General features: G+C 45.1%; 19 protein-coding genes and 4 pseudogenes. 5 read left to right on the top strand and 18 right to left on the bottom strand.

Translation table 11 applies throughout. The features are described from left to right. Window positions 1–104: 104 nt before the first annotated feature. Window positions 105–1082 (top strand): effector binding domain-containing protein, encoded by a 978-nt coding sequence (locus MJB10_RS12780; protein ID WP_314805379.1) that lies wholly within the window; start codon window positions 105–107, stop codon window positions 1080–1082. Between the two features lie 54 nt (window positions 1083–1136). Here the strand turns inward: MJB10_RS12780 and MJB10_RS12785 are convergent. After that, window positions 1137–1238: pseudogene (locus MJB10_RS12785) on the bottom strand (PEP-utilizing enzyme); the annotation flags it as partial. Between the two features lie 320 nt (window positions 1239–1558). Between MJB10_RS12785 and MJB10_RS12795 the strand changes: the two are divergent. The 3 genes from MJB10_RS12795 (at window position 1559) to MJB10_RS12800 (ending at window position 5539) form a co-directional block, all read left to right on the top strand. Continuing rightward, entirely contained in the window at window positions 1559–2596 is a 1038-nt protein-coding gene (locus tag MJB10_RS12795; RefSeq protein WP_314805381.1) for a stalk domain-containing protein, read from the top strand. A gap of 67 nt (window positions 2597–2663) precedes the next feature. After that, on the top strand, window positions 2664–2879 hold the full coding sequence (locus tag MJB10_RS26725) for a DUF6954 family protein (protein WP_397386602.1): 216 nt from the start codon (window positions 2664–2666) through the stop codon (window positions 2877–2879). 326 nt (window positions 2880–3205) lie between these two features. After that, window positions 3206–5539, top strand: a complete 2334-nt coding sequence (locus MJB10_RS12800) for an immune inhibitor A domain-containing protein (RefSeq protein ID WP_314805608.1) — start codon at window positions 3206–3208, stop codon at window positions 5537–5539. A gap of 126 nt (window positions 5540–5665) precedes the next feature. On the opposite strand, the pseudogene MJB10_RS12805 reads toward MJB10_RS12800, so the two are convergent. The 16 genes and pseudogenes from MJB10_RS12805 to MJB10_RS12880 all read right to left on the bottom strand — a co-directional run. Continuing rightward, window positions 5666–5839, bottom strand: a pseudogene (locus tag MJB10_RS12805) (small acid-soluble spore protein H); the annotation flags it as partial. Between the two features lie 87 nt (window positions 5840–5926). Then, on the bottom strand, window positions 5927–6427 hold the full coding sequence (locus MJB10_RS12810; RefSeq protein ID WP_314805383.1) for a PIG-L deacetylase family protein: 501 nt from the start codon (window positions 6425–6427) through the stop codon (window positions 5927–5929). After that, window positions 6417–7016: pseudogene (locus tag MJB10_RS12815) on the bottom strand (glycosyltransferase); the annotation flags it as partial. The gene MJB10_RS12810 and the pseudogene MJB10_RS12815, both read right to left, overlap by 11 nt. 18 nt (window positions 7017–7034) lie before the next feature. After that, window positions 7035–7538 (bottom strand): glycosyltransferase, encoded by a 504-nt coding sequence (locus MJB10_RS12820; RefSeq protein WP_314805385.1) that lies wholly within the window; start codon window positions 7536–7538, stop codon window positions 7035–7037. Window positions 7539–7613: 75 nt separating this feature from the next. Continuing rightward, window positions 7614–8384 (bottom strand): SDR family NAD(P)-dependent oxidoreductase, encoded by a 771-nt coding sequence (locus MJB10_RS12825; RefSeq protein ID WP_314805387.1) that lies wholly within the window; start codon window positions 8382–8384, stop codon window positions 7614–7616. Between the two features lie 16 nt (window positions 8385–8400). After that, a complete protein-coding gene (locus MJB10_RS12830) occupies window positions 8401–9789 on the bottom strand; it encodes a glutamine synthetase family protein (protein WP_314805389.1) in 1389 nt (462 codons plus the stop codon). Window positions 9790–9819: 30 nt separating this feature from the next. Next, complete coding sequence (locus MJB10_RS12835) at window positions 9820–11205, bottom strand: NAD-dependent succinate-semialdehyde dehydrogenase (protein ID WP_314805610.1); 1386 nt, start codon at window positions 11203–11205, stop codon at window positions 9820–9822. 68 nt (window positions 11206–11273) lie between these two features. Further along, a complete protein-coding gene (locus MJB10_RS12840; RefSeq protein WP_314805391.1) occupies window positions 11274–12032 on the bottom strand; it encodes a gamma-glutamyl-gamma-aminobutyrate hydrolase family protein in 759 nt (252 codons plus the stop codon). 79 nt (window positions 12033–12111) lie between these two features. Next, window positions 12112–12759: a 3-oxoacid CoA-transferase subunit B gene (locus MJB10_RS12845; RefSeq protein WP_314805392.1), complete on the bottom strand. Its 648-nt coding sequence runs from the start codon at window positions 12757–12759 to the stop codon at window positions 12112–12114. 30 nt (window positions 12760–12789) lie between these two features. Further along, a complete protein-coding gene (locus tag MJB10_RS12850) occupies window positions 12790–13485 on the bottom strand; it encodes a CoA transferase subunit A (protein WP_314805393.1) in 696 nt (231 codons plus the stop codon). Then, window positions 13478–15223, bottom strand: coding sequence for an aromatic amino acid hydroxylase (locus MJB10_RS12855; RefSeq protein WP_314805394.1), 1746 nt, complete (start codon window positions 15221–15223; stop codon window positions 13478–13480). The genes MJB10_RS12850 and MJB10_RS12855 overlap by 8 nt, the downstream gene beginning before the upstream one ends. A 14-nt stretch (window positions 15224–15237) precedes the next feature. Beyond that, window positions 15238–16396: pseudogene (locus MJB10_RS12860) on the bottom strand (homogentisate 1,2-dioxygenase). 156 nt (window positions 16397–16552) lie between these two features. Continuing rightward, window positions 16553–17818, bottom strand: a complete 1266-nt coding sequence (fahA, locus tag MJB10_RS12865; protein WP_314805396.1) for a fumarylacetoacetase — start codon at window positions 17816–17818, stop codon at window positions 16553–16555. 4 nt (window positions 17819–17822) lie between these two features. Further along, window positions 17823–18752, bottom strand: a complete 930-nt coding sequence (locus MJB10_RS12870; RefSeq protein ID WP_314805397.1) for a hypothetical protein — start codon at window positions 18750–18752, stop codon at window positions 17823–17825. Window positions 18753–18791: 39 nt separating this feature from the next. Next, entirely contained in the window at window positions 18792–19907 is a 1116-nt protein-coding gene (gene hppD / locus MJB10_RS12875) for a 4-hydroxyphenylpyruvate dioxygenase (protein WP_314805399.1), read from the bottom strand. A 225-nt stretch (window positions 19908–20132) separates the two neighbouring features. After that, window positions 20133–20984 (bottom strand): DUF4846 domain-containing protein, encoded by an 852-nt coding sequence (locus MJB10_RS12880; RefSeq protein WP_314805400.1) that lies wholly within the window; start codon window positions 20982–20984, stop codon window positions 20133–20135. A gap of 377 nt (window positions 20985–21361) precedes the next feature. On the opposite strand from MJB10_RS12880, the gene mreB reads away from it, so the two are divergent. Then, entirely contained in the window at window positions 21362–22405 is a 1044-nt protein-coding gene (gene mreB, locus MJB10_RS12885) for a rod shape-determining protein (RefSeq protein ID WP_314805402.1), read from the top strand. Between the two features lie 71 nt (window positions 22406–22476). On the opposite strand, the gene MJB10_RS12890 is transcribed toward mreB, so the two are convergent. Beyond that, entirely contained in the window at window positions 22477–23007 is a 531-nt protein-coding gene (locus MJB10_RS12890) for a hypothetical protein (protein WP_314805404.1), read from the bottom strand. Window positions 23008–23028: the final 21 nt, after the last annotated feature.

Raw genomic sequence — 23028 nt, forward strand, 5'->3', positions numbered from 1 at the left:
AAATGTCTGAGCTGACGCGGACTCGATAAAAAGTATCACTTTTTGATACATTCAACAAATAGAATCAATCTTGTAAATAATAATTCTGCAGAGGAGATAATAAAATGACTAATTACGCAATCAAAACAATCTCGGAAAACTACAAAATGACTGCTTTCGGTGTTGCATTTGAAGATTTCAACGACTGGGCAGGTAATGCAGCAAAAACTGCAGCAAAAAAAGCCGAGATAACGGAAAACGGCAAGCTTGCTGAACTTCTCGCACTAGCTGACGGCCAAGCATATCAAATCAACTACATTTTAGACGGCAAAGCTTGGCGCGGTTTCGGCGTGATGGGTGAGTTCGACGTGGAAGGCGCGGTCGTCCTCGATTTCCTCGCTGGCGACTATCTCGTTGTGCCAGGCACAGGTGCTGACAAAGACCGCCTTGCTGACGAAATTACAGGTAAAGTTTTCGGCGGCATGCTGCAAGCAGTCACAGAATACAAATATGTTGGTCCTGGTAACTCAACGTTCGTCAAAGAAGCTGAAAACGGTCAATTCTACGGTGAAATGTGGCTTCGTGTAATAAAGTTGAAGTTTAATCCAGTTAAAAGGAGTACTCCTATGACAGTCTATACACTTGAACACAAAAAATCATTCACATTGACCGCTTATGGTTTCTCAATCCAGTCGAATTTCCAAGACATGCCGGCTATGCAAAAAGAAAAAACCGAGTTTTGGCGCAGACTCAAGGATGACGGGCGCTTTGACAAGCTCAAAAAAGCTGCAAAAGATGATCGTGAATGGTCAGTCAACGAAGTTTATCTAGGTAAACCGTGGAATTATTTCGCGGTAGAAGCTGGCAAATCAGTGGCTGACGCAACACGCATCATCGAGTTTCCAGAGAGCGAGTACATCGTGGTTGCAGGAAATGGCGACAAGGAAACCTTGTTTGACCAGCTGACTTACCGCGCTTTTGGCGAAGTCTTGGCTCAAATTACGGATTATGCGTACATTGGCGGTCCAAACGCGACGTATCGCAAAGATAACGGTGATGGCACTTTCTACGGTGAATTTTGGGTGCCAGTGGTTAAAAAATAAAGGTTTATGCCAAGGATCCGAGCTGCCAATAATGGGCTCGGATCCAATACTGGTTTATATGATCTCAATGTACCCCTCAGTTCCATTCACGCGAATGTGTTGCCCGTCTTTGATCAGCCTCGTAGCATTTTCCACTCCAACAACTGCTGGCAAGCCATCTGATAATCCAGTTTGTTTGTGCGTACCATTTAGTGAAGTTGTAAGCATGTTCCTCGCTAAATTGGAAGAGATAGTAAGCAACTGCTTTCACAACATCGGAAGGGATCTCTGCTTCCGTAATGATTTGTCGAATCTTTCTGCTGATCCACCGATAATTCCCCTACATTTAATCCTTTTCCCCCAACGAGCCCAAGTTGGTTTTTTTTCATTTCCTTAAAATCGAGAATCAAAGTACTCATTAACATCTCTCCTCATTTTTTACGGACTAAATAACAGAAGTTTCATCGAAATATATGGGCAGTTAGGAGGAATACAACATGAAGAAAACAAAGCTTGCTCTGACTAGTGTCACACTGGCGATGACATTTACTGCTTTGCTCTATACCTCTCCGTTGCATGCCGAGTCAACGCCATCTCCTTCTGTTTATTTGGACGGCCATGAGTTGAACTTTCAGTCACCTCCTGTGATCGAAAACGGCTATAGCCTCGTACCTATGCGTGCCCTCTTCGAGGCTGAAGGCGCTACAGTAACTTGGGAGGAGAGTACGCGAACGGTTACCGCGATGAAAGATGACACTGTATTTACTTACCGAATTGGCGAAAATGTTGCTCATAAAAATCAAGAAGTGTTGGAGCTCCCCCTCCCAGGAAAGATTATCGATGGGTCTACCATGGTTCCCCTGCGATTGATAAGCGAAACACTTGGAAATCTCGTGAAATGGCATGAATATTCCCGTTCGATTACAATATCATCCGTACATACCTTTGAAACTACAATTCAATATGGCGTGAACTTACGTGATGCACCTGACAAGAATACCACTACCCATATCCTTCAAATGTTGCCGAAAAGCGATAAAATTCATGTCATCCGTGACATCAATGCGAATTGGCTGGAGGTGCAGACCAAAGATGGAATCATTGGTTTTATTTCTGCCGATCCGATGTATTCTGATTTCAAGAGCTCAACAGAGGCCGAGAAGCAAGCAGATGCATTGATCGCCTTTGGTTCCAAATTTCTTGGAATCCCCTATGAGTTCGGCGCCGCAGTTGGACAAACGTACACATTCGATTGCTCTTCTTTCGTAAAATATGTATTTAACGAAGTATTCTCGATCGAATTGCCACGTTCCTCCTACGATCAAGCGCTGAAAGGAAAAGAAGTAAGCATAAACGAGCTCCGTAAAGGCGATTTACTGTTCTTTCGTGCTCGTGGCCTAGACATTGGTCATGTTGCCATGTATGCGGGAAACGGCCAGCTTCTTCATACTTATTCGAAAGAGCTTGGTGTGCATTTCGAAGCGTTCGATGATTCCTGGAAGAAACGTTTTGTTGTTGCCAAGCGGTTGTTCTAACAGTAATCAAGATTCTCCTCACAAATTCCATAATGGTAATTCGAGGAGGTTATTGGGTCATAATAGGATGTATAGTCCCGACGGCCTTAAGGAGGTGTTGAGAATTAAACGATTTCTAGGATTTGTCATGTTTACTCTATATGCACTGGTGACGTTTTTTGGGCTAGGACCTGTTCTCTTTGCGGACGGCAGCCAAAAAGAGCGAATGATTACCCTTCTCGTTGTGATTCTTATCTATGTCGTCTTAACGATACCTCTATATTTAATTTTCCGAAAAAAATAATCCAGCAACATCATGCAATTTCAAAAAGCTTCGCCTTAGGTAATAAGCCTAAGCGGAGCTTTTTTTCATCCTTTCTTTTTCGGCAGTTATGCTTTGTTACAAATTCAACCGCCGCCGAGCGCACAAGTAACACGATTAGACATCTTTCTTGCAAATGTCGAAAAAGGAAATATATGGGCCAATGTGCACATGACTAAAAGCACTTACTAGTTTTGTAGAATCTATTATTTAATATTTATATACCACTGGTTAAATATATCAGTAGGTTTCATATTCTACTTGTAGGAGGTTTCATATTGAAAAACAACACCTCGAAGATTACTAGAATGCTATTGGTTACGAGTTTGACCGCAGGACTTTTCAGTACATCGACCGCAATGGCAGCAGGATCCGACAACTACGCAGGAGCAATTGAAGCACCTCCCGTAGATTTAAACATTGTTGACGATGATCGTTTGGCAAAAGGATTAATGGATCGGGGCCTTATTAGTAAGAATGCTACTCCTGAACAAATTGCCAAAGCCGTCAAATCGTACGTTGCAACGAAAAATAGTAAAATGATTAGTTCCAAAACTATCAATCAACACGAAGAGATGGATCGAAAGTCGAAAGAATTTATTGCGAAGCAAAAGGCTACTCTTTTAACGCAAATGAATAAAGACCGTCTGGACCCGAAAAATAATTTTCCCAACGGCGCCCCCATCCCTGCTGCTAAACAAGATGGCTACAACGGACCTGTACGTGTAGATAAAGTCCTTGTGCTTTTGACAGAATTCGCTGACTTTAAGCACAACAATGTGGTGCAAGAGCCTGGTTTCATGTATGCCAATAATTTCGATCGTGAACATTACCAGAAGCTTATGTTTGGCAATAAGGATTTCACGTTATTTGACGGTTCTAAGATTAAAACCTTCAAACAATATTACGAAGAGCAATCGGGTGGCAGTTATTCGGTAGATGGCTTTGTGTCTGATTGGCTGACGGTGCCTGGACAAGCCGTTCAATATGGTGATGACAATCCAGCTGGCGGTCATGATAATCTAAACCCTAAAGGTCCTCGCGATCTTGTGAAGGATGCACTGAAAGCAGCTGCTGCAAATGGCATCAATTTAGCGGACTATGACAAGTTTGACTTATATGATCTGGATGGCGATGGCGATTTGAACGAACCCGATGGTCTGGTTGACCACCTGATGATTATTCACGCAGGTTCGGGGCAAGAAGCGGGTGGCGGTCAATTAGGCGATAATGCGATTTGGTCGCATCGCTGGACACTAAATGGTGTATACCCTGTTCCTGGCACCACAGCTGCGGTCGATTATTGGGGCGGCTCCATGGCGGCTTATGATTATACGATTCAACCTGAAGATGGCGCAGTTGGGGTGTTTGCCCATGAATTTGGCCATGACTTAGGTCTTCCAGACGAATATGATACGCAATACAGTGGAAATGGTGAGCCAATTGCGTCATGGTCCATCATGAGCGGCGGCAGCTGGAATGGTAACATTGCGGGTACGACGCCTAGCTCTTTTTCACCTCAGAATAAAGAGTTTTTCCAGAAAACAATGGGCGGCAATTGGGCCAAAATCACAGAAATTGACGCTGCGGATATTACAAATGTAGGTACATCTACCCTAATTGATCAGAGTGTAACGAAATCGAAGAACCCAGGAATCGTGAAAGTGAACTTGCCTGACAAAGCGGTTGCTGGCATTCAACCTGCGTTTGGCGCTCACTATTATTACAGTACGAAGGGCGATAATCTTCATACGTCCCTCTCCACGCCAGAGTTTGATTTAACCCAAGCACAAACGGCCTCATTTGATTTTAAAACGCTATATGATATCGAATTTGAATATGATTACTTAACGGTAACTGCTACAACTTCTAACGAAACTGTAACCCTAGATATCATTGGTGATGATGACACGAACGGCGACGCACGTGCAGAATCTACGAATGGCGCCTGGGTAGACAAGTCCTATGATTTAAGCCAATTTGCTGGCAAAAAAGTGACTCTCCACTTTGATTATGTGACAGACGGCGGACTCGCATTAAATGGATTTGCCATGGATAATGCGAAATTAACAGTAAACGGTCAAGTCGTCCTTTCTGACGACGCTGAAAGCACTCCTTCCTTTAACTTGGACGGTTTCGTGGTTTCCAATGGAATTGAATATAAAAAGCACTACTATTATCTGGAATGGAGAAATTATGCTGGATCAGATAAAGCCCTTGCCTTTAGCCGTGGTGTAAAATACAATACAGGACTTCTCGTATGGTATGCGGATGACAGTTATTTAGACAACTGGACTGGCATCCATCCAGGACAAGGCTTCCTAGGCGTAATTGACTCTCACTCTGATGCATTGGTGTTCAAGAAAGACGGCCAAGATTCCGTTGCGCAAACGACTCGCTATCAAGTTGCTGATGCCGCTTTCTCTTTGGACAATACGCCAGCGTGGTACATCAATAACCCTACTAGAGGCGAATACAACTATACATCCTTGCAGGGTGTCGCGGAATTCTCAGATGCAACGGTTTACATGAATTCACTCATCCCAGATGCTGGCCGACTCGTGCCAACTTTCGGATTAAAGTTTAAAGTCTTGGGTGAAGCCAAAGATAATTCAGCTGGATTAATTTGGATTCATAAATAAGCAACCTCATACCACAAGACAAGAGGATACGACAAAGTATCCTCTTTCTTTTGACTTACATCTTTTCGATTAATCAGGTATTGGACATATCATCTTAACGTCTTCCATATCTAACAATTGAGAACTCTCGACTAAACTGCTTAAAGGGACGCTTTGCTCGTTTTCTGGTTGATCCAAAGGATAAATTCTGGCCGTGTCATTCTTCTCGTCGACATGTTGGATATAGATTGGTGTCCCGTTATAAGTGACATCAACCATGGTAGGTGAAACTGCAATCTCTTGGGCGCGTAGCTTATTCATTTTCAGTCCTCCTTCAAGTACTAGATACATTATTTGTAAATGTGAAAGGATGTATTCATGGAAAAGCACCCCCGCTTTCGGAGGTGCTTACCGTACTTGCTTAATGATTTCATAATCAATATATGGTTGTAACCATTCAATATCCTGACTTTTATAGCATGCTAACAGAAGCTGTTTCTTTGCTAATATGTTTTTATCTAATTTTTTTTCCGATGTTTCGAATACGTAGAGATTTCGATCAACCAATTCATGAACAATTTTGGATAGCGCGATATGTTGTGTGTGTCCGTATTCTCCTTTTAAGTTATGAGTCACCACTTTGGAAACAGGTTTCCGTGCAAGCACCTTGGCTAGATCGGACTTCAAACGAAGCTGATCAAAATCGCCATCCCATTTATCTTCATACTCCCACATTTCAAATTCCGTATAAACCTTCTTCATGACTTTCTGGAATTCCTTGCGTCTGAGCTTGTTGTTTCCATTTGTCACACAAATGACCAGCCATCCCTTTTCTTGTATGAGCTGGGCCCCGCCAAATATCATTTCATCATCGGGATGAGCAACAATCATCATTTTATCATAGTTCATTAATTCTCATCTCAATTATCCTTGTTCTATATATGTTCAAAATTTTCTTTGTTACTTTGGAAATATCCATAGATTTCTTCAAATTTCGCCTCAACTCTTTTTTCCAATGCGCATGCGGTACTTTATAACACATGCCATCCAGGATAGCTTTTGTAATATGATTCTTATCCATAGGCAGATAACATTTATGATCACAGAAATAATAGTTCAAAGCCTTATTGAAATTATCAAGTGTAACTAAGCCAAACGTTCCTTCGGTACCAATCGCGATTACGGGGCACTCGCAAGAAATGGCTTCTAATGCAACTCTGCCAGTTCCCACAACATAGTCACATATTGCGTACAACTCAGACATATCCTCTAGGTTCCCCAAATACTGGATTCGCTTTGAATTTATTTTAGAGTTAATACGTGTCTTAATTTTCTCGGCATTCATACCGCCGCCAGCGATAAGAAGATATAGATTAGGGAATGCATCTAGTAATTTTTCTTCACTAGCATCTAACAACAGATTGCAAATCTTATACTTGGTATCCTCTAACCTGCTGGCGTACAGTATGACTTTGGACTTCTCGGGAATGTTTAAAGTCCTTCTTAGATTCGACTTTTATCGCCTGAATAATTTCATATCAATCCCATTCGGAATGAATACGGTGAAGATGCCATTCTGTTTCAAATGATGCTGAACGGGTTCACTAACACTAATTAGTGTAGGTTTAATTGAGCATTGCTTGAATAACTCTTTTGTTTCTTCCAGGTTGTAAAAAATCCCATGAAATGTGTAAATCAATGGTATATTTAATTTCTTAGACAATTGCACGGCAACAATGCCACTATCCTGTAAATGAGCGTGGATCACATTAATTTTGTTGATTCGAATCCAATTCTCAAGTTTCTGTTTATTGGTTTTATCTATATAAATTTCGCAACTAAGCTTTTTAAATTGATTTTCGAGCGGTCCAGGATCCCCTGTTACAAATACAGAACTACCTTGTTTTATTAATTCTTTCGCAAGTGATAGAACATGCGTTTCTGTTCCGCCAATATCAAAAGCATCAAGCACCAAAAGAACCCTTACCTCATGACCTTCCAATTCTTCCTCTCCTTTCATAAGGTTAATATATGTAACAAAAAACCGCTCAGTGAGCGGTTTTTCAGTATGGAAGCGAAGATTAGGTTATCTTGTTCAAAAATAATTGCAAGTAATCCCCCCATCGATATTAAGAATCGCACCGTTGGTCCAATCCGATTCATCCGATGCTAAATAGATCGCGCTGTTCACAATGTCTTCAGGTTTTCCAAAACGCCCGCTTGGCTGTCGACCCAGTCGAATCCGCTTCGCTTCCTCATCTTTCAGCAGCCAGTCGGTTAATAAGGGAGTCTCAATCGGTCCTGGACATATCGCATTACTGCGAATGCCTTGGGGTCGAAATTGAATCGCCAGCGACCGAGTTAAGGAAACGATGGCTCCTTTGGATGCCGTATAAGCGTCCTGAGGCACACTGCATCCCATGAACGCAACGAAAGAGGCGATGTTGATAATGGATCCCTTCTGTTGCTTTACCATATGCGGGATAACATGCTTACACGTAAGAAAAGTTCCTTTCACATTGACACCCATGACCCGATCCCATACGTCGACGGTCGTATGAAGGACAGAGCCGTCCTCCGAAGGCATAATGCCTGCATTATTATAGAGAACATCCACTTTACCGTAGTGTTGTATGACCTGAGCCACTGCTGTCTGCACACTCTCTTCATTGGCCACGTTGCAAGGAAAGAAAGCCGCGACTCCTCCATGCTCTTGTATCTCCAAAGTTGCTTTAAGCCCTGCCTGTTCGTTTACCTCAAAGAGTGCAACCTTTGCTCCTTCCCGTGCAAACAAATGAGCCGCCGTCTGCCCCATACCGCTGCCTGCACCCGTAATGATGCATACTTTATCCTGTAAACGCCCCATCGTCGGCCCTCCCTTATCAGATTTGCTCAAAATATCTGGCTCTCTCCCAATCGGTGACAAATGTATTCAAAGCCTGCTGCTCCACTTTAGCCATGTTGTAGTAATGGTCTGTCACTTGATCTCCGAGTGCGCTGCGCACAATCGGACTTTCCTTCCAAAGCTCCATTGCTTCATACAGCGACGCCGGAACACGGGGAAGTCCTTTCATGGTGTAGGCGTTTCCTTTCCACTCTGCTGTAGGCTCGATCCCATTCTCGATGCCATATAAGCCGGCAGCGATCATCGCCGAGTAGGCGAGATAAGGGTTCATATCTGCGCCGGGAATTCGGTTTTCAATTCGCAGGCTTTGTTGATCCCCAACAATTCGCAAGCCGGAGGTTCGATTATCATGGCTCCAGACGATATGTACAGGTGCCCAGCTATCAGGGGCAAAACGTTTGTATGAATTCACATTTGGGGCGAAAAAAAGAGAAAAATCGCGTGTGCACGCTAAGATACCGCCTAGAAAATACTTCATCGTCTGTGACATCCCGTACGGCTGCTCAGCAGCGTCGTAAAATAGATTCTGTTCTCCCTGTAGGTCCCATAAACTGATGTGGATATGACCGCTCGATCCTGTCCACCCATTATGGGGTTTGGCCATGAAGGTCACCGCATGCTCATGCTGCATGCAAATCTCTTTGACCCCGTGCTTTAGCATGACATGCCGATCGGCAGAAGTGAGGGCATCCGCATACAACATATTAATCTCATGCTGCCCAACCGCCGCTTCCCCCTTCGTCGATTCAATCGGAATTCCCGCCGCATTCATATGATTTCTGATTTTCCGATAAAGCGGCTCGTTGCGTGTTCCCTGCAGCAAATTATAATCCTCGTTATAGTGACCTGAGGTCTGCATATGCTGGTAACCTTTATCATGAATGTTCTCATACGATTCTTTGAATAAATAAAATTCAAGCTCGCTCGCCATCATCAAGCGAAATCCCTTTTGTTCCGCTCTTAACATTTGCTTTTTAAGAATATTGCGCGGTGCAATACCGATGGGGGAGCCTGCTTTTTCATCTGCGACATCGCAGAGGACCATTGCTGTCTTTTCCAGCCAAGGGATGACGCGCAAAGTGGACCAATCGGGGCTCGCTAACCAATCTCCGTAGCCGGATTCCCAATTCATCTGCTCGTACCCGCTGGGAGTGTTCATCTCCATGTCGGTTCCAAGTAAATATGTACAGAAGTGAGTCCCTTTGGACTGCACATTGCGTAAATAAAATTCGCCAGTAAGTCGTTTGCCCATCAATCGGCCCTGCATATCGCAAAAGGCAATCATCACCGTATCAATAAGCCCTGATTGAATGGCCTGTTCCAGCTCCGCTGGAGTAATCAGCCCTGAAAGCCGGTTCTCATCCATAGACATCCCCTCCTTCGGAAACGTCAGCATTTAATCCTCTATTTTTAAATGGATATACTTCAGATCTAAAAATTCCTCCAAGCCATGATGTCCGCCTTCGCGTCCCATTCCGCTTTCCTTGATTCCGCCAAATGGCGCTTGAGGAACACTGAGCGATGTTCCGTTGACCGCGACCATACCGAATTCCAGCCTTTCACACACACGGTATACTCGGCTCACATCACGCGTAAACAAATAGGCGGCCAATCCATATGGCGTATTATTGCAGCGGGCGATCACTTCTTCTTCGGATTGAAAAGCGAGTATAGGCGCGACAGGGCCGAAAATCTCCTCTTTCGTAAGTGCCATTTCATCATGAACATCGTCTAACACGGTTGGGGCGTAAAAATAACCCTTCGCATAGTCACCTTCCTCTAATCGATGCCCGCCTGTTAAAATTTTGGCCCCTTTCGCAGCAGCTTCGCTTACTAGGCGTTCTACTCTTTCAAGGGCTGCCTGATCGATCAAGGGACCTACGTCCATCCCCAATTCCGTTCCAACCCCCACTCGAAGTTGGCGAACGTTCGAAACGATTTTCTCACTCAAAGATGCCCGAATGTCTTCATGCGCGTAAATTAAATTAATGCCATTACAGACTTGGCCGCAGTTCTCGAATTTATTGCTGACAATGCAGTCTGCCGCTAGGTCCAGATCGGCATCAGGAAAAACAAGCACTGGCGCAATCCCTCCAAGCTCTAAGGAAAGCCGTTTTAACTGCTTAGAAGCGCTTTGCATGATGTGCTTGCCCACTTCAGTTGAACCTGTGAATGAAATTTTACGCACCCGGGAGTCGGTTAAGAGGACTTGGCCTATCTCAGTTGCATCTCCCGTTACGAGATTAGCCACACCATTTGGAAGTCCAGTCTCGATCAACAGCTGAAACAGCGCCACAGCGATTAACGGCGTTTGACGAGCCGGCTTGACAACAACCGTGCAGCCTGCAGCCAGAGCCGGAGCGACCTTGCGGACCACCATGGCGGCAGGATAATTCCAAGGGGTAATCATGCCGACGATACCAATGGGCTGACGCCAGACCATGATTCGCTGATTTTTGCTGGAGCCCGGTATTGTTTCTCCGTAGATCCGCTTCCCTTCTTCCGCATACCACCTAATAAACTCTGCCGAACCCTCCAGCTCCCCTTTTGCTTCTTCGACCGGCTTACCCTGCTCCTTGGACATCAAGATGGACAGCTCATCCCGATGCAGCAAAATTCGGTCCGCCCATTCGCAGAGATAGCGGCCACGTTCTTTCGCTGTTAGCTGCCTCCATGCGGTCAGGGCCTGATCTGCGGCGTCGACCGCTTTCATAGCGGCTTCCCCACCGCCCTTGGGAACTTTGCCAACCACCTCTCCAGTGGCGGGATTGTAGACCCTCATACTTTCTGGCAGCACAATTTGCTCCCCGTTAATCCATAGAAAGTTCCATTTTTTCTGATCCCCAGTTGTCACGGTGATCCCCCTCCGTTCACTTGATCGATGAGCCATCGGAAAGGTATGAGTCCTTCCTCATGCTTCACCGCCATCATCTCCGGATGCCACTGCACTGCCAATAAGTTCGGATGATTAGGATGAATGAGAGCTTCAATAATCCCATCATCTGCAACGGCCGCCGCTTCAAGCCCAGCTCCGAGCTGATTGACTGCTTGATGATGGTAGCTGTTCGTTCGGATTTCATTAGCCTGGTAAAGCTTCTTAAGGGACGGTGTCAGCAGCTTAACCCGATGACCCAAATACCACCGAGGCGCACGTGAAAATTGATGAGCCAGTACATGTTCACCATGATCAGATATGTCTACATATAACGTGCCGCCGAAGCACACATTCAAAAGCTGCATCCCTCTGCAAATAGCGAGTATCGGCTTATGAAGGCGCAGAGCTTCTTCGATCAATGCAAGCTCAAAATAATCCCGCTCCGGGGTGATCGTCCAACAGCGAAGATCTGGACTCGAGCCGTACAGCTGCGGATCAATATCCTCCCCGCCTGCCAAAATCAATCCATCGATTGCCTGCAGAATCTCAGAACAAGTTGAACGATCCCCAACTGGGATACCAATTGGTATGGCCCCAACCTGCTTCACCGCCTGGATATAATCGTGGCCAATGACGCTGAAGCCTTGTCCCTTCACTCCTCGAAAGGTACCGCCGACGCCTTCCTCTCCAGGCACATGATAACCCGTTATTCCGATTAGCGGCTTTTTCCTCATCGCTACACCTCTTCTCTCCACTATGTTATTCGGAGTGAATGAAACACATAACCTGTTGGTATGGAAAAGAGAGGCATAGTTACACCTTAAGGAGAGGAGACACGCTGTAAGCTGCCTCGGTCTTTGCAGCTACGTCTGCCAGAGTGGCGTCAGGCTGTAACGCTACCAGAATCATGCCATTCTCATTGAAGTCAAACACGGCCAAATCCGTAATAAGACGGTTCACAACCCTTTTTCCTGTTAATGGAAGTGTACATACGCTTTTCACTTTCGATTCACCGAATTTGTTGACGTGCTCCATGATTACGACAATACGTTTAGCCCCGCTGACGAGGTCCATCGCTCCGCCCATTCCTTTGACCATTTTCCCTGGAATCATGTAGTTGGCAAGGTCGCCATTCTCGGCTACTTCCATACCGCCAAGAATCGCCAGATCCACATGGCCGCCGCGAATCATCGCGAAAGAGTCTGCACTGTCAAAGTATACTGCCCCTTGCATGGCGGTAATCGTTTCTTTGCCCGCGTTAATCAAATCTGGATCCTCTTCGCCTTGCACCGGGTAAGGACCGATGCCAAGCAGCCCATTCTCAGACTGAAGCATCACTTGGATATCCTCAGGTATATAGCTTGCAATCATGGTTGGCATACCGATCCCTAGATTCACATACATACCATCGTGGATTTCTTGAACGGCACGCAGTATGATTTTCATACGGTCATCACTCATGTTGCAGTTTCCTCCTCCCCAAACAAGAACTTATACGCTCCGCACCTTGAGGCGCTCAATCCGTTTGACGTTGCTGACGCACTTCACAACGCGCTGTACGTAGATGCCTGGCGTATGAATATCATTCGGATCCAGCTCTCCCACGCCTACGATTTCTTCCGCTTCTACAATCGTAATTTTGCCAGCCGTTGCCGCGATCGGGTTAAAATTGCGGGCCGTTTTTCTGAAAATGAGGTTGCCTAGCGGGTCCGCTTTCCAAGCTTTGACTAAGGCAAAATCGCCAACGATGCCCCGTTCCAAGATGTAGGTGCGTCCGTCAAACGTCTCATGCGGCTTGCCTTCCGCGACTAAAGTGCCTACCCCAGTCGCTGTATAGAAGCCTGGTATACCTGCACCGCCAGCTCGGATTCGTTCTGCCAGCGTCCCCTGCGGTACGAGCTCCACTTCCAGCTCGCCGCTTAGGAACTGCTTCTCGAACGTTCTATTTTCACCGACATAAGAAGATACCATTTTCTTAATTTGTTTGTTGGCTAGCAGCAGGCCAAGTCCCCAATCGTCCACGCCGCAGTTGTTACTAACCACGGTTAGTTGGTTAGTCCCTTGTATTTTCAAAGCCTCTATAAGCGTTTCTGGAATGCCGCACAACCCGAATCCCCCAACAACCAGCGTGGATCCTTCCCGAATATCCTGAATGGCTTCCTCAACCGAATGAATCAGTTTATTCATCGCGGTCCTCTCCTGTTTGCGCATAAATGACTGAAAGTCCATTGTTTATTAGGTTAGTAAAAGAAGCCACCTTACTTAACTCATTCAACTCTTCTTTAATTGGTAATTCCAAATGTTTCAATGACAGTTTAGACGCCGCTAATTCAAGTAACTCTAGCCGTAGTAGCCAGTCATTCGGATAAGAAAGATGAAGTTGATTATTAATGTCATTAAGTACTTGAATACTTTCGTTGGTGAAAGTGTTGTTCTCTCTTATTGTTGCAACTTGCTGATAGAGCATTTCTAATTCGGTGAGAGAAGCAGGTGGCTCTTTGATAGTTTCAGCTTGCTGAAGGGTTTCACTAAAGTAGGAAGCAGGGTCAGCAGCACCCGGATATGCGCAAACAATTCGCGAGCCAACGGCCATATCATAAGTGCCCCATTCCTTCTTAAATAGCTCATGTCCATCCAATGTCACGGTACAATCCTCGAATGAAATTAAAATGACTTTTTGATTGTCTTTGATGATACTTTTAATGCGTCCAGAAACGCGTATACCGCTTACAAACAAGAGATCAACGAAATTTCCTTCAACAATACTCAAATTTACAAGTGCTTGATCATCGCACGCTTCTAAGGCAATATTTCCTTGCAGCATACCAATTGGCGTACCAAATCCTTTAGCATGATAGTCTTTTCCGTGACCTTTCAATTGTTGGTTATGAACTGAAAGCGCGGTTTCACCTGTTGTGTTCACATAGATCGCTTCACCGTTCTTATCCTTTACTAGTGCATGAACGATGCCCGTTACGCTGATGCTGGAATTGAATTCGAAGGTGGCAACATTTCTCGAGCGCAGTGCTTTCTCTAGACTTTCCGTTCCGCCAACTCGGAATGCCATCGTATTCGCTAGAAATTCGGCGCCAGCCATTAATTCTTCAAAGCTATTACAAACAAATAATTTAGTTTGCATCTCTGTCACCGTTTTTGGGCTCGCTATACACGCTTCAACAGAGTACGGCAATTTCACTACTGCTTCTGTAAAACAATGCTTGCTTTCACCAACGGAAGACAATAAACCGGCGCCGTAAATTTTCGGATTATCCATGTCCCCCATCAGTCCATATTCAACCGTAGCCCAGAATAAACGGGATACTTTCTCTGCTTCCGACAGATCGATGATCGCATTTTGTTTTTCCTCAACGAATTTTTGGGCGGCCGCTATTTCTTCAACCGTTGATTTTGGATCCTCCTTGATGATCGTTAATTGCCGAAGCGCCTCGAATACTTCCCGATTTTCCTTCATGGAAAAAGCCTTTGCGCCGATCGAGCCGATGGTTTGCACATACGCCCTATATTCCCGATCAAACAAGATGGGCGCATGCCCTGCCGCTTCATGAATAATGTCTGGGGCAGGCGTGTATTCAATGTTCGTTAATTTTCTGATTTCTGTTGCGATAGGTAAGATTCTGTTCGCCAGCAGTTCATAAAAGACAGAGCCTGGGATCAATCCATTTACAATCGCCGCGCCCCATCCAATTTTCGAAAGACACGTATTCATCTCTGAAACGCGAGGTATTTTCTCTGTTTGAATACCTGACTGTAGGAGTCCGTCTACAAATGCAGAGTGAGCTGTATGAAGTAAAGCATGATGATTCTGACGCATGACATATCGCCATACGGCATGATCAATGGGGGTATACCTATCATAATGTTGCTCTGTTACAAATGGTTTTAAATGAGTTGGAATCATTTTCATATCAACAACTCCCTCTATTTTTGAACCCAACTGTACGGATATTTGTGGTCCTCTAATTGTAAAGCTCCTTTCACCACCCGTAGTGGACGGAAGGTATCAATCATAACCGCTAGCTCTAACGTCTCTTTTTTACCAATGCTGGCTTCAATTTTTCCAGGATGCGGTCCATGCGGTATTCCAGACGGATGCAGGGTAATCGAGCCTTCCTTCACGCCTTTGCGGCTCATAAAATTGCCTTGGACATAGTAGAGCACCTCATCACTATCCACATTGCTATGAAAATACGGAGCTGGAATGGATTCCGGATGGTAATCAAATAATCTCGGAACGAACGAGCAGACAACAAAGTTATTCCCCTCAAACGTTTGGTGTGTGGGTGGCGGCATGTGAATTCGACCTGTAATCGGTTCAAAATCTCCGATGTTGAAAATATAAGGATACAAATAGCCATCCCAACCCACGACGTTACATGGATGATGGTTGTAGATATGGGTGTGTAAATACCCTCTGCTTTTGGTTCTAACCTCAAATTCGCCAACATCTGTGTGGGTTTCCAGAGTTTCAGGAAGTCGAATATCTCTCTCACAGAAAGGGCTATGCTCTAGGAGCTGTCCATGCTCGTTCCGGTAGCGCTTCGGTGTGCTTACCCAGCTATTCGTTTCTATGTTTAAAAATTTGGATTCGCCTGGCTCCGGAAACGATTCGATAAATCGTACCCACTGGAATCACGATATAGTCCCCTGGACGGTAGCTGAGGTTACCAAACATAGACTCAACTTTTCCCGACCCGCGATGAGCAAATAACAATTCATCCCCGTCAGCGTTACGATAATAATAATCCATGGTTTGCGTCGGGTTAGAAACGGATATTAAAATATCTTCATTTCCAAGCAGATAGTACCTGCCATTTATCGCATCCCCTGTATCTAAGTACTGTCCCGCCAAGAAGTGCCTGCATGTCAACGCGCCTTGTTCTTCGTACTCTAGCTTGAAGGGAGCGTAGATATTGGACTTCACGATGTCCGTCGGAGCGGAATGATGATAAAGAATAGACTGTATGCCCGAAAAGCCCTTCGTACCCATCACTTGTTCCCGGTACAAAGAGCCATCCTGTTTCTTGAACTGCGTATGTCTTTTCTTGGGAATTTCACCCATGCGGTGATAAAAAGGCATATGACCTTCCTCCTAAAATTACCCCACAAAGTGACGTGTTACTTCGAAGTATAGTCCGATTACTTTGCGGGGACCCCGAAATATTTAATTATCGTGGAAAACTTGCTTCGTAAGCATCAGCTAAAAGTTTTCGTGAGAAAACTTACTTCGTAAGCATTAGCTTAGAGCGGCTGGCAGCACTCGGCCAGTCACCTCGCCGAAGCCGACTCTATATCCGTCTCCCTGACACCAGCCAGTCATCGTTATTGTGTCGCCATCCTCCAGCCAAGTACGTTCATCGCCATTCTCCAATTGCAGCGGCTCGCTGCCACGCCATGTTAATTCCAACATGCAGCCTCGTGAGTCCTTCGCAGGACCGCTAATCGTTCCGGAAGCCAACAAATCCCCGGGCCGTAAATTGCAGCCGCCTATCGTATGATGAGCAATCTGCTGTGCCATCGTCCAATACAAATAGCTGAAGTTGCTGGCTGAGATACGGTTCCGTCGCTTCATGGCATCGCTCTGCAAATAAACCTCCAACTGGATATTGAAAGAGCCTGGAGAGTTCTGCCGCAAATAGGGAAGCGGCTCAGGATCCTGCTTCGGAGCAGGAACACGAAATGGTTCTAAGGCTTCAAAAGGCACGACCCATGGCGATATCGAGGTAGCAAAGTTTTTGGCTAGGAAAGGGCCTAGCGGCTGGTATTCCCACGATTGGATATCCCGCGCGCTCCAATCATTGACGAGTACAAGCCCAAATATATAATCTTCTGCTTTTTCAATTGAGACCGGCAAACCTTGTTCATTTCCTGTTCCAATCAGACAGCCCACTTCCAATTCGAAGTCTAGCTGACGGCTCAATCCGAAAATAGGCGGAGCCGAGTCCAGCGGCTTCATCTGTCCTTGCGGGCGACGGACATCCGTGCCGCTGATCACGATGGAGCTGGCTCTCCCGTGATAACCGACGGGCAGATGCAGCCAGTTCGGCATAAGCGCATTCTCCTTGCCACGGAACATGGTGCCAACATTCGTTGCATGATCTTTGGAAGCATAGAAGTCTGTATAATCGCCAATCTCTACAGGCAGCAGCAACTCAACGTCGTTTTGAAGATACAGGGCTGTGGCTCGTAGTCCTTTGTTATCACGTAATGCGGGTTCTTCCACATCCAGCAGACGCCTAATCGTCAACCGAAGTTCCTTCCAAACTGGACGGCTATAGGACATTAACGCATTCAACGATGGCTGACTGAATATGTTTTTGCCGGACACTGCCGTTTGGTCAAAATATCCAGCACTGTCTAACTGGGCCAGATCCAGCACATAGTTCCCGATCGCTACGCCGATTCGCGGCTGTCCGCCTTTAAGGGGACGAAATACACCATATGGCAGGTTTTGTATAGGAAAATGCGAATCTGGCTCCACGTCAATAAAAGAACGGACCATGCGATTATCTCCTCTGCGTAAGGATTTGAAATGCTCGCATCTCGTCACGCGGTTCGTCGAAGCTGCAGCTCCCATAAGAGCACAATCCTTTATTGCGATAGGCCTGGATTTCACAAGAAGTCATGGAGAGATGCCTCCAATGCAAGCCGTCACTTGAGAATTGGAAACTTTCCGGATTCTCGTCTTCAAGGATTTCCGCGATTGTCTGAATGTCCAACTTGTGCGAGTTGGCCAGTAATCCCGCAAAAAACACATTAAGAAATCCATGCATCTTCGTATTGACCTCACCGCGGTATATGCGAACAGGATGATGCAGCCCTGCGGTAAATTTAAGTGGAAGATTTCTGTCTCTGCACGCCGCCAGAACAAGGGCAACCTGATTAGCTGTAGGAAATGCTTCTGCTGTAACGCCTCCGGTTCTAAGTTTTATACCAAGCCTAGATCCGCTTGTTACATTATATGCAGCAATTGCATTCAATCCAGCAATCATTCTTGTTTTCCAATCATCATTTAATTCATCTGTCAATTCGCAGAATATCTGCAAACCTAGCTTGGATGCCCCTCTTCCTATTTCCTCAAGAAGATGATCTTGTAAGGCAATCGGAGGTAACGGCACATCAAGTACATTAATCCGGGCTGCTGCTCTAGCGTGATTCCTAAACGTTTGAATTTTCTCGAAACTTCCCCTCAACAGCTCCATACATTCATCAGTTTCTCGACTTCGATTCCCAATGACGGAAAGCAGAAGTGGATTATCTTTTGAAAACATAGGTATATAAGGGTCTAACTCATGCAACCGCGTGACTGGGATAATAAATTTACCTAACATCCAGCTATCTTGATCGAGACGGTAACCATGGTAATTTTGGATTGCAGCTTCAATCGGCAGCCCCGCCGGAGGAAAAAGTCCTGCATAATCAATTAGCTTCTCCATGAAATGCCGAACGCTCGGGTACATCTCTGCACCTCCCTTTTACAGATTTCCTCGTCGCGCCTGTTCTCTTTCAATCGATTCAAACAATGCTTTAAAATTGCCTTCGCCGAAGCCTCTCGATCCTTTGCGCTGAATGATTTCGAAAAATAAAGTTGGACGGTCTACGATAGGCTTTGTGAAAATTTGCAATAAATAACCTTCATCGTCACGATCAACCAGAATCTTATTTTCTTGAAGCTTTTGAAGGTCTTCATCGATCGTACCTACGCGTTCGGAAAGCATCTCATAGTAGGCATCCGGAGTGTCAAGGAATTCGACGCCGTTAATGCGAAGCTTTTGCACGGTATCCAGAATATCGTTGGTCAATATCGCGACATGCTGAACACCTGCGCCATTATTAAATTCAAGGTACTCTTCAATCTGCGATTTACGCTTTCCGGTTGCCGGTTCGTTCAGAGGGAATTTAATTCGTCCCCCATTATGCATGACTTTCGACATGAGCGCTGAGTACTCTGTACTGATATCCTTATCATCAAAGTGGATCATTTGCGTAAAACCCATGACGTTCTCGTAATAGGAAACCCACGCTTCCATTTGTTCCACATTTCCAACAACGTGATCGACGCCAATCAGGCCTGTTTCTTCATAAGGAATCACATGGTCAATGGGCTGATAACCAGGCATGAAAATCCCCTTGTAATTCTTTCTTTCCACAAGCGAATGCACCGTATCGCCGTAAGTTCCTATCATTGCTTTTATCACTATCCCGTTTTCATCCGTTAAAACTTGCGGCTTATGAATCGGGATAGCCCCTCTAGAGACAGCCTCCATGTAAGCCTTTTCAACATCTACTACACGGAGTGCAATGTCTTTTACGCCTTCGCCATGCTTTTTCACAAAATCGCTGACCGGATGATCATCTTGGAGCGAACCAGTTACGACAAACCGAGTCTTCTTCTGTTCGAGCACATAAGACACTTTATCCCGTTGACCAGTTTCCAACCCTGCATAAGCAATAATTTTGAAACCAAAAGCTCTGCTCAAAAAGTAACTTGTTTGCTTGGCATTCCCAACATACATTTCGACATAATCAAAGTCATGAATCGGGAAGAAATCCTGCTGCTTTTTGTTTTTGCTCAAAGCTTCCTTTTTCATAATGTATTACAGCCTCCTTGGGAAAAATATCCTTTTGCCTTTAATTTGAGTATAGTGAGCTTCCAAAAATCGTGCAAAAACATACGATAATGTAGACACGTATCGACGCACATCCGCTTTAACCTGTTAAAATGATTGAAGTGTGCCCTTTTTCGTCCTTCTAAAGCATATGACTGGACCGTTCGAGATGACAAAAAAAAGAGAAGATCCAATTGGACCTTCTCCCTATTCTGTGAACCTATACAGTTGTTCCTTCGTAAATGTCCATTCGGGGGAATTCAACTTCCCCTCAAATGAAGTGGAATACCAAGGATTCCCCTTCCCGTTAGCCATATTCTCTAGAATGTGGATTTCTTGCGCAGGCGTGTAGCCCTGAGCTAACATAAAGAGCTTTTCACCGGTCTCAGGGTTCTTAGCCATATCCAAAACAACGATGGCATGACCTGGGCTGCCCCCTTCCAGAAACACATCGCCAGCCTGCATTTCTGACAGCGGAACCTGCTTCATTTCCTTCGACAAGGACAATGTTCCCGCGTACGCAAATACCATGTTCAAATAGCTTCGAAACACCTCGTAGCTGTCAGAAGCCGCTCCCCGTTTTGCCCATGAAACTTTGTTGCCGGAAACTTCAATCCGATTTCCTTTCCTCCATGTTGCATAGTCAGCTTTAAAGCCATTAGTAAAGTTGAAATGAATCTGATCTTGCTTGCCACTGCCGTACAGGTATTCGGCCCTCAGCCTCATAACCGCATCAGCGCACTGCTGCAGGTCCCGCTCCCCTACATCCACATCGAGCACAGCTTCGTAAACCTCTTTGGACTTAAGCTCCCCATTATACAAATGCACCTTGGAGCCATGCGGCTTCAGAGGCAGATTCCGAAAATAATCGCCATAGGACCCATGCTCAACAGGAACCCTTTCATAACCGTTAGGAACAGCTATCCTTTCCATCACATTGGTTCCTTCCGCATGAATCAATTGTTGTTTGTGGGACTTCGTGCTCGAAACCGAATCCGCGGCGGAGCAGGAACTAAGCAGCAGCGCAGAAAGGCCAGTAATCGTTATCCATTTATTCATATAGCACTCCGTTGGTAAATGGTGGTGTCATTAGTAATATCCTACACTAATTTCCTCCACCATTCTACCACTAAGCTCTAAGACACATTTATCTAAATGATTCAAAGCGTCGATTCAATTCATTCATTTTTATATGAGCGGCTAATGAATTCACTAGATTAATCTTGTTCGTATCCCAATCCATTAAATACGTTTTAAGCATGTGTTCTTGTATTCTATTTTTTGATAGTAAATATTCGAGACCTTTCATGGATATTAAAATGGAATTGTTCCTTGTTCTCCCTGCCCCCTTAAATCCACATCCAACCAAGAATACTATACAGGACGCGACTCCCCCTCCCAAGCCATTCAACCTACTACTAAGGAGGACATGATTGATGTTCAAACAGTTTGATAAATGTTATGGAATTGACCTAGGTACTTCGAACACCGTTATTTTCGAAAAGGGTAAAGGAATCGTGCTTAACGAACCATCCGTTGTTGCCTTTCATCACGATACGGGTGAATTGCTTGCCGCAGGTTCTGAAGCACAGTCAATGATTGGCCGCTCCCCTGCCCATGTAGAGATTACGTATCCGTTGAAAAATGGTGTCATCGCTAATTTTGACAAGACAAGCATTATGTTGAAATATTTTATTAAAAAGATCCAAGGCAGACCCTCTTTTTTTCGCGGTTCTCAGATTTACATCTCGGTGCCATGCGGCATTACGAATGTACAGAAACGGGCGATTGAGGAAACTATCATTCACAAAGGGGGCAAAAAGGCGATCGTCGTCGAGGAACCACTTGCGGCAGCCCTTGGTGCAGGACTTAGGCTCGACGAACCCATCGGTCACTTAGTACTGGATATCGGGGGTGGGACATGCCAAGTAGCCGTCCTCTCGCTTGGAGGAATCGTTGCCAGCCACACGATAAACCGTGCAGGCTTGTCGATTGATCGTGACATTATGGATTACGTGAAACGGCAATATAATATGGAAATCGGGGAACGAACAGCCGAGTTCATCAAGACACAAATTGGCACGGCCAGCACCACAACAGACGAACGAACACTGGACATACGAGGACGCGATTTAGTTAATGGATTGCCACGATCCATTCGGTTAGTCTCTAGTGAAATTTACATGGTGATCAACGATTTCTTAGTGACTTTGATCGATGCGATTCGAGCAACCTTAGAGCTTTGTCCTCCTGAGCTTGCAGGCGATGTCATGGAACAAGGCATCCTATTATGTGGTGGAGGCGCGTTACTGGAAGGTATCGCTGATCGAATCCGAGCTGAAACAGGTGTTGCCGTTCATATCGCGGATCAACCGCTTGAATGTACCGCATTAGGTACGGGGATGATGCTTGGCGCATATAAAAGTAAGATCAAACCCGTATCGCAGATCGATACAGCTGCAGAAGATACGGCAGTATAATGAATAAAGCTTAGTCTGATTTGCCGTTGGCACAAAGACTAAGCTTTTTTTCATGACATACAAGAATGGAACTAGGACATAAAGCTTTTTAATTGCTCGATACTATTGTTGGCTCTCAGATTGAGTGACTTTTTGTCCTTCAAATTGAATTGCTTCAGTTCATGTCCTGGATCTAAAATTAATGGATTCAACATGATATCATCAAGAATTATTTTGGTCGTTTTCAAGGACTCAAACAATGTTTCTTGTGAAATGACAGCTTTTACAGAAGTAAGCATATCGACAATCGACTCGGCATACTTAAGTTTGACTAGACTATCCGCGCTTTTAATATGCTTGGAAGCGAAACTGACGACATTCGTTAACACACGAACATCTTTAAAATCCCTGGCGATCGATGCCAAACTGCTAAGTACTTCCCAATCTCGAATGGAAAGTTCACGCGTGAAGCGATCTATCATTTCTTGCACCCATTGCAGCTCCATTTCCTTCGAAGCCAAATAGGACTTATATTCGTTGTAAACGCCTTCTCGATGCATTAGAATCGTGCTGCCTCGAAATTGGGTAAATAACGCCTTCGCTCTTTGTTGCTCTAATTCCATGCTGAACTGCCCCCAAGGAAA

Origin of the sequence: Paenibacillus sp. MBLB1832, assembly GCF_032271945.1 — a bacterium.
Classification (GTDB): Bacteria; Bacillota; Bacilli; order Paenibacillales; family NBRC-103111; genus Paenibacillus_E; species Paenibacillus_E roseopurpureus.

What these genes read in the sequence shown, in the direction of transcription:
- MJB10_RS12855 (WP_314805394.1), bottom strand. Translation starts at nt 15,223, where the DNA reads ATGAAAATGATTCCAACTCATTTAAAACCATTTGTAACAGAGCAACAT.
- MJB10_RS12890 (WP_314805404.1), bottom strand. Translation starts at nt 23,007, where the DNA reads ATGGAATTAGAGCAACAAAGAGCGAAGGCGTTATTTACCCAATTTCGA.
- MJB10_RS12780 (WP_314805379.1), top strand. Translation starts at nt 105, where the DNA reads ATGACTAATTACGCAATCAAAACAATCTCGGAAAACTACAAAATGACT.
- MJB10_RS12800 (WP_314805608.1), top strand. Translation starts at nt 3,206, where the DNA reads ATGCTATTGGTTACGAGTTTGACCGCAGGACTTTTCAGTACATCGACC.
- MJB10_RS12835 (WP_314805610.1), bottom strand. Translation starts at nt 11,205, where the DNA reads ATGAGGGTCTACAATCCCGCCACTGGAGAGGTGGTTGGCAAAGTTCCC.
- hppD (WP_314805399.1), bottom strand. Translation starts at nt 19,907, where the DNA reads ATGAAAAAGGAAGCTTTGAGCAAAAACAAAAAGCAGCAGGATTTCTTC.
- MJB10_RS12810 (WP_314805383.1), bottom strand. Translation starts at nt 6,427, where the DNA reads ATGAACTATGATAAAATGATGATTGTTGCTCATCCCGATGATGAAATG.
- MJB10_RS12820 (WP_314805385.1), bottom strand. Translation starts at nt 7,538, where the DNA reads ATGAAAGGAGAGGAAGAATTGGAAGGTCATGAGGTAAGGGTTCTTTTG.
- fahA (WP_314805396.1), bottom strand. Translation starts at nt 17,818, where the DNA reads ATGGTCCGTTCTTTTATTGACGTGGAGCCAGATTCGCATTTTCCTATA.
- MJB10_RS12830 (WP_314805389.1), bottom strand. Translation starts at nt 9,789, where the DNA reads ATGGATGAGAACCGGCTTTCAGGGCTGATTACTCCAGCGGAGCTGGAA.
- MJB10_RS12845 (WP_314805392.1), bottom strand. Translation starts at nt 12,759, where the DNA reads ATGAGTGATGACCGTATGAAAATCATACTGCGTGCCGTTCAAGAAATC.
- MJB10_RS12850 (WP_314805393.1), bottom strand. Translation starts at nt 13,485, where the DNA reads ATGAATAAACTGATTCATTCGGTTGAGGAAGCCATTCAGGATATTCGG.
- MJB10_RS12795 (WP_314805381.1), top strand. Translation starts at nt 1,559, where the DNA reads ATGAAGAAAACAAAGCTTGCTCTGACTAGTGTCACACTGGCGATGACA.
- MJB10_RS12840 (WP_314805391.1), bottom strand. Translation starts at nt 12,032, where the DNA reads ATGAGGAAAAAGCCGCTAATCGGAATAACGGGTTATCATGTGCCTGGA.
- MJB10_RS12825 (WP_314805387.1), bottom strand. Translation starts at nt 8,384, where the DNA reads ATGGGGCGTTTACAGGATAAAGTATGCATCATTACGGGTGCAGGCAGC.
- mreB (WP_314805402.1), top strand. Translation starts at nt 21,362, where the DNA reads ATGTTCAAACAGTTTGATAAATGTTATGGAATTGACCTAGGTACTTCG.
- MJB10_RS26725 (WP_397386602.1), top strand. Translation starts at nt 2,664, where the DNA reads ATGTATAGTCCCGACGGCCTTAAGGAGGTGTTGAGAATTAAACGATTT.
- MJB10_RS12870 (WP_314805397.1), bottom strand. Translation starts at nt 18,752, where the DNA reads ATGGAGAAGCTAATTGATTATGCAGGACTTTTTCCTCCGGCGGGGCTG.
- MJB10_RS12880 (WP_314805400.1), bottom strand. Translation starts at nt 20,984, where the DNA reads ATGAATAAATGGATAACGATTACTGGCCTTTCTGCGCTGCTGCTTAGT.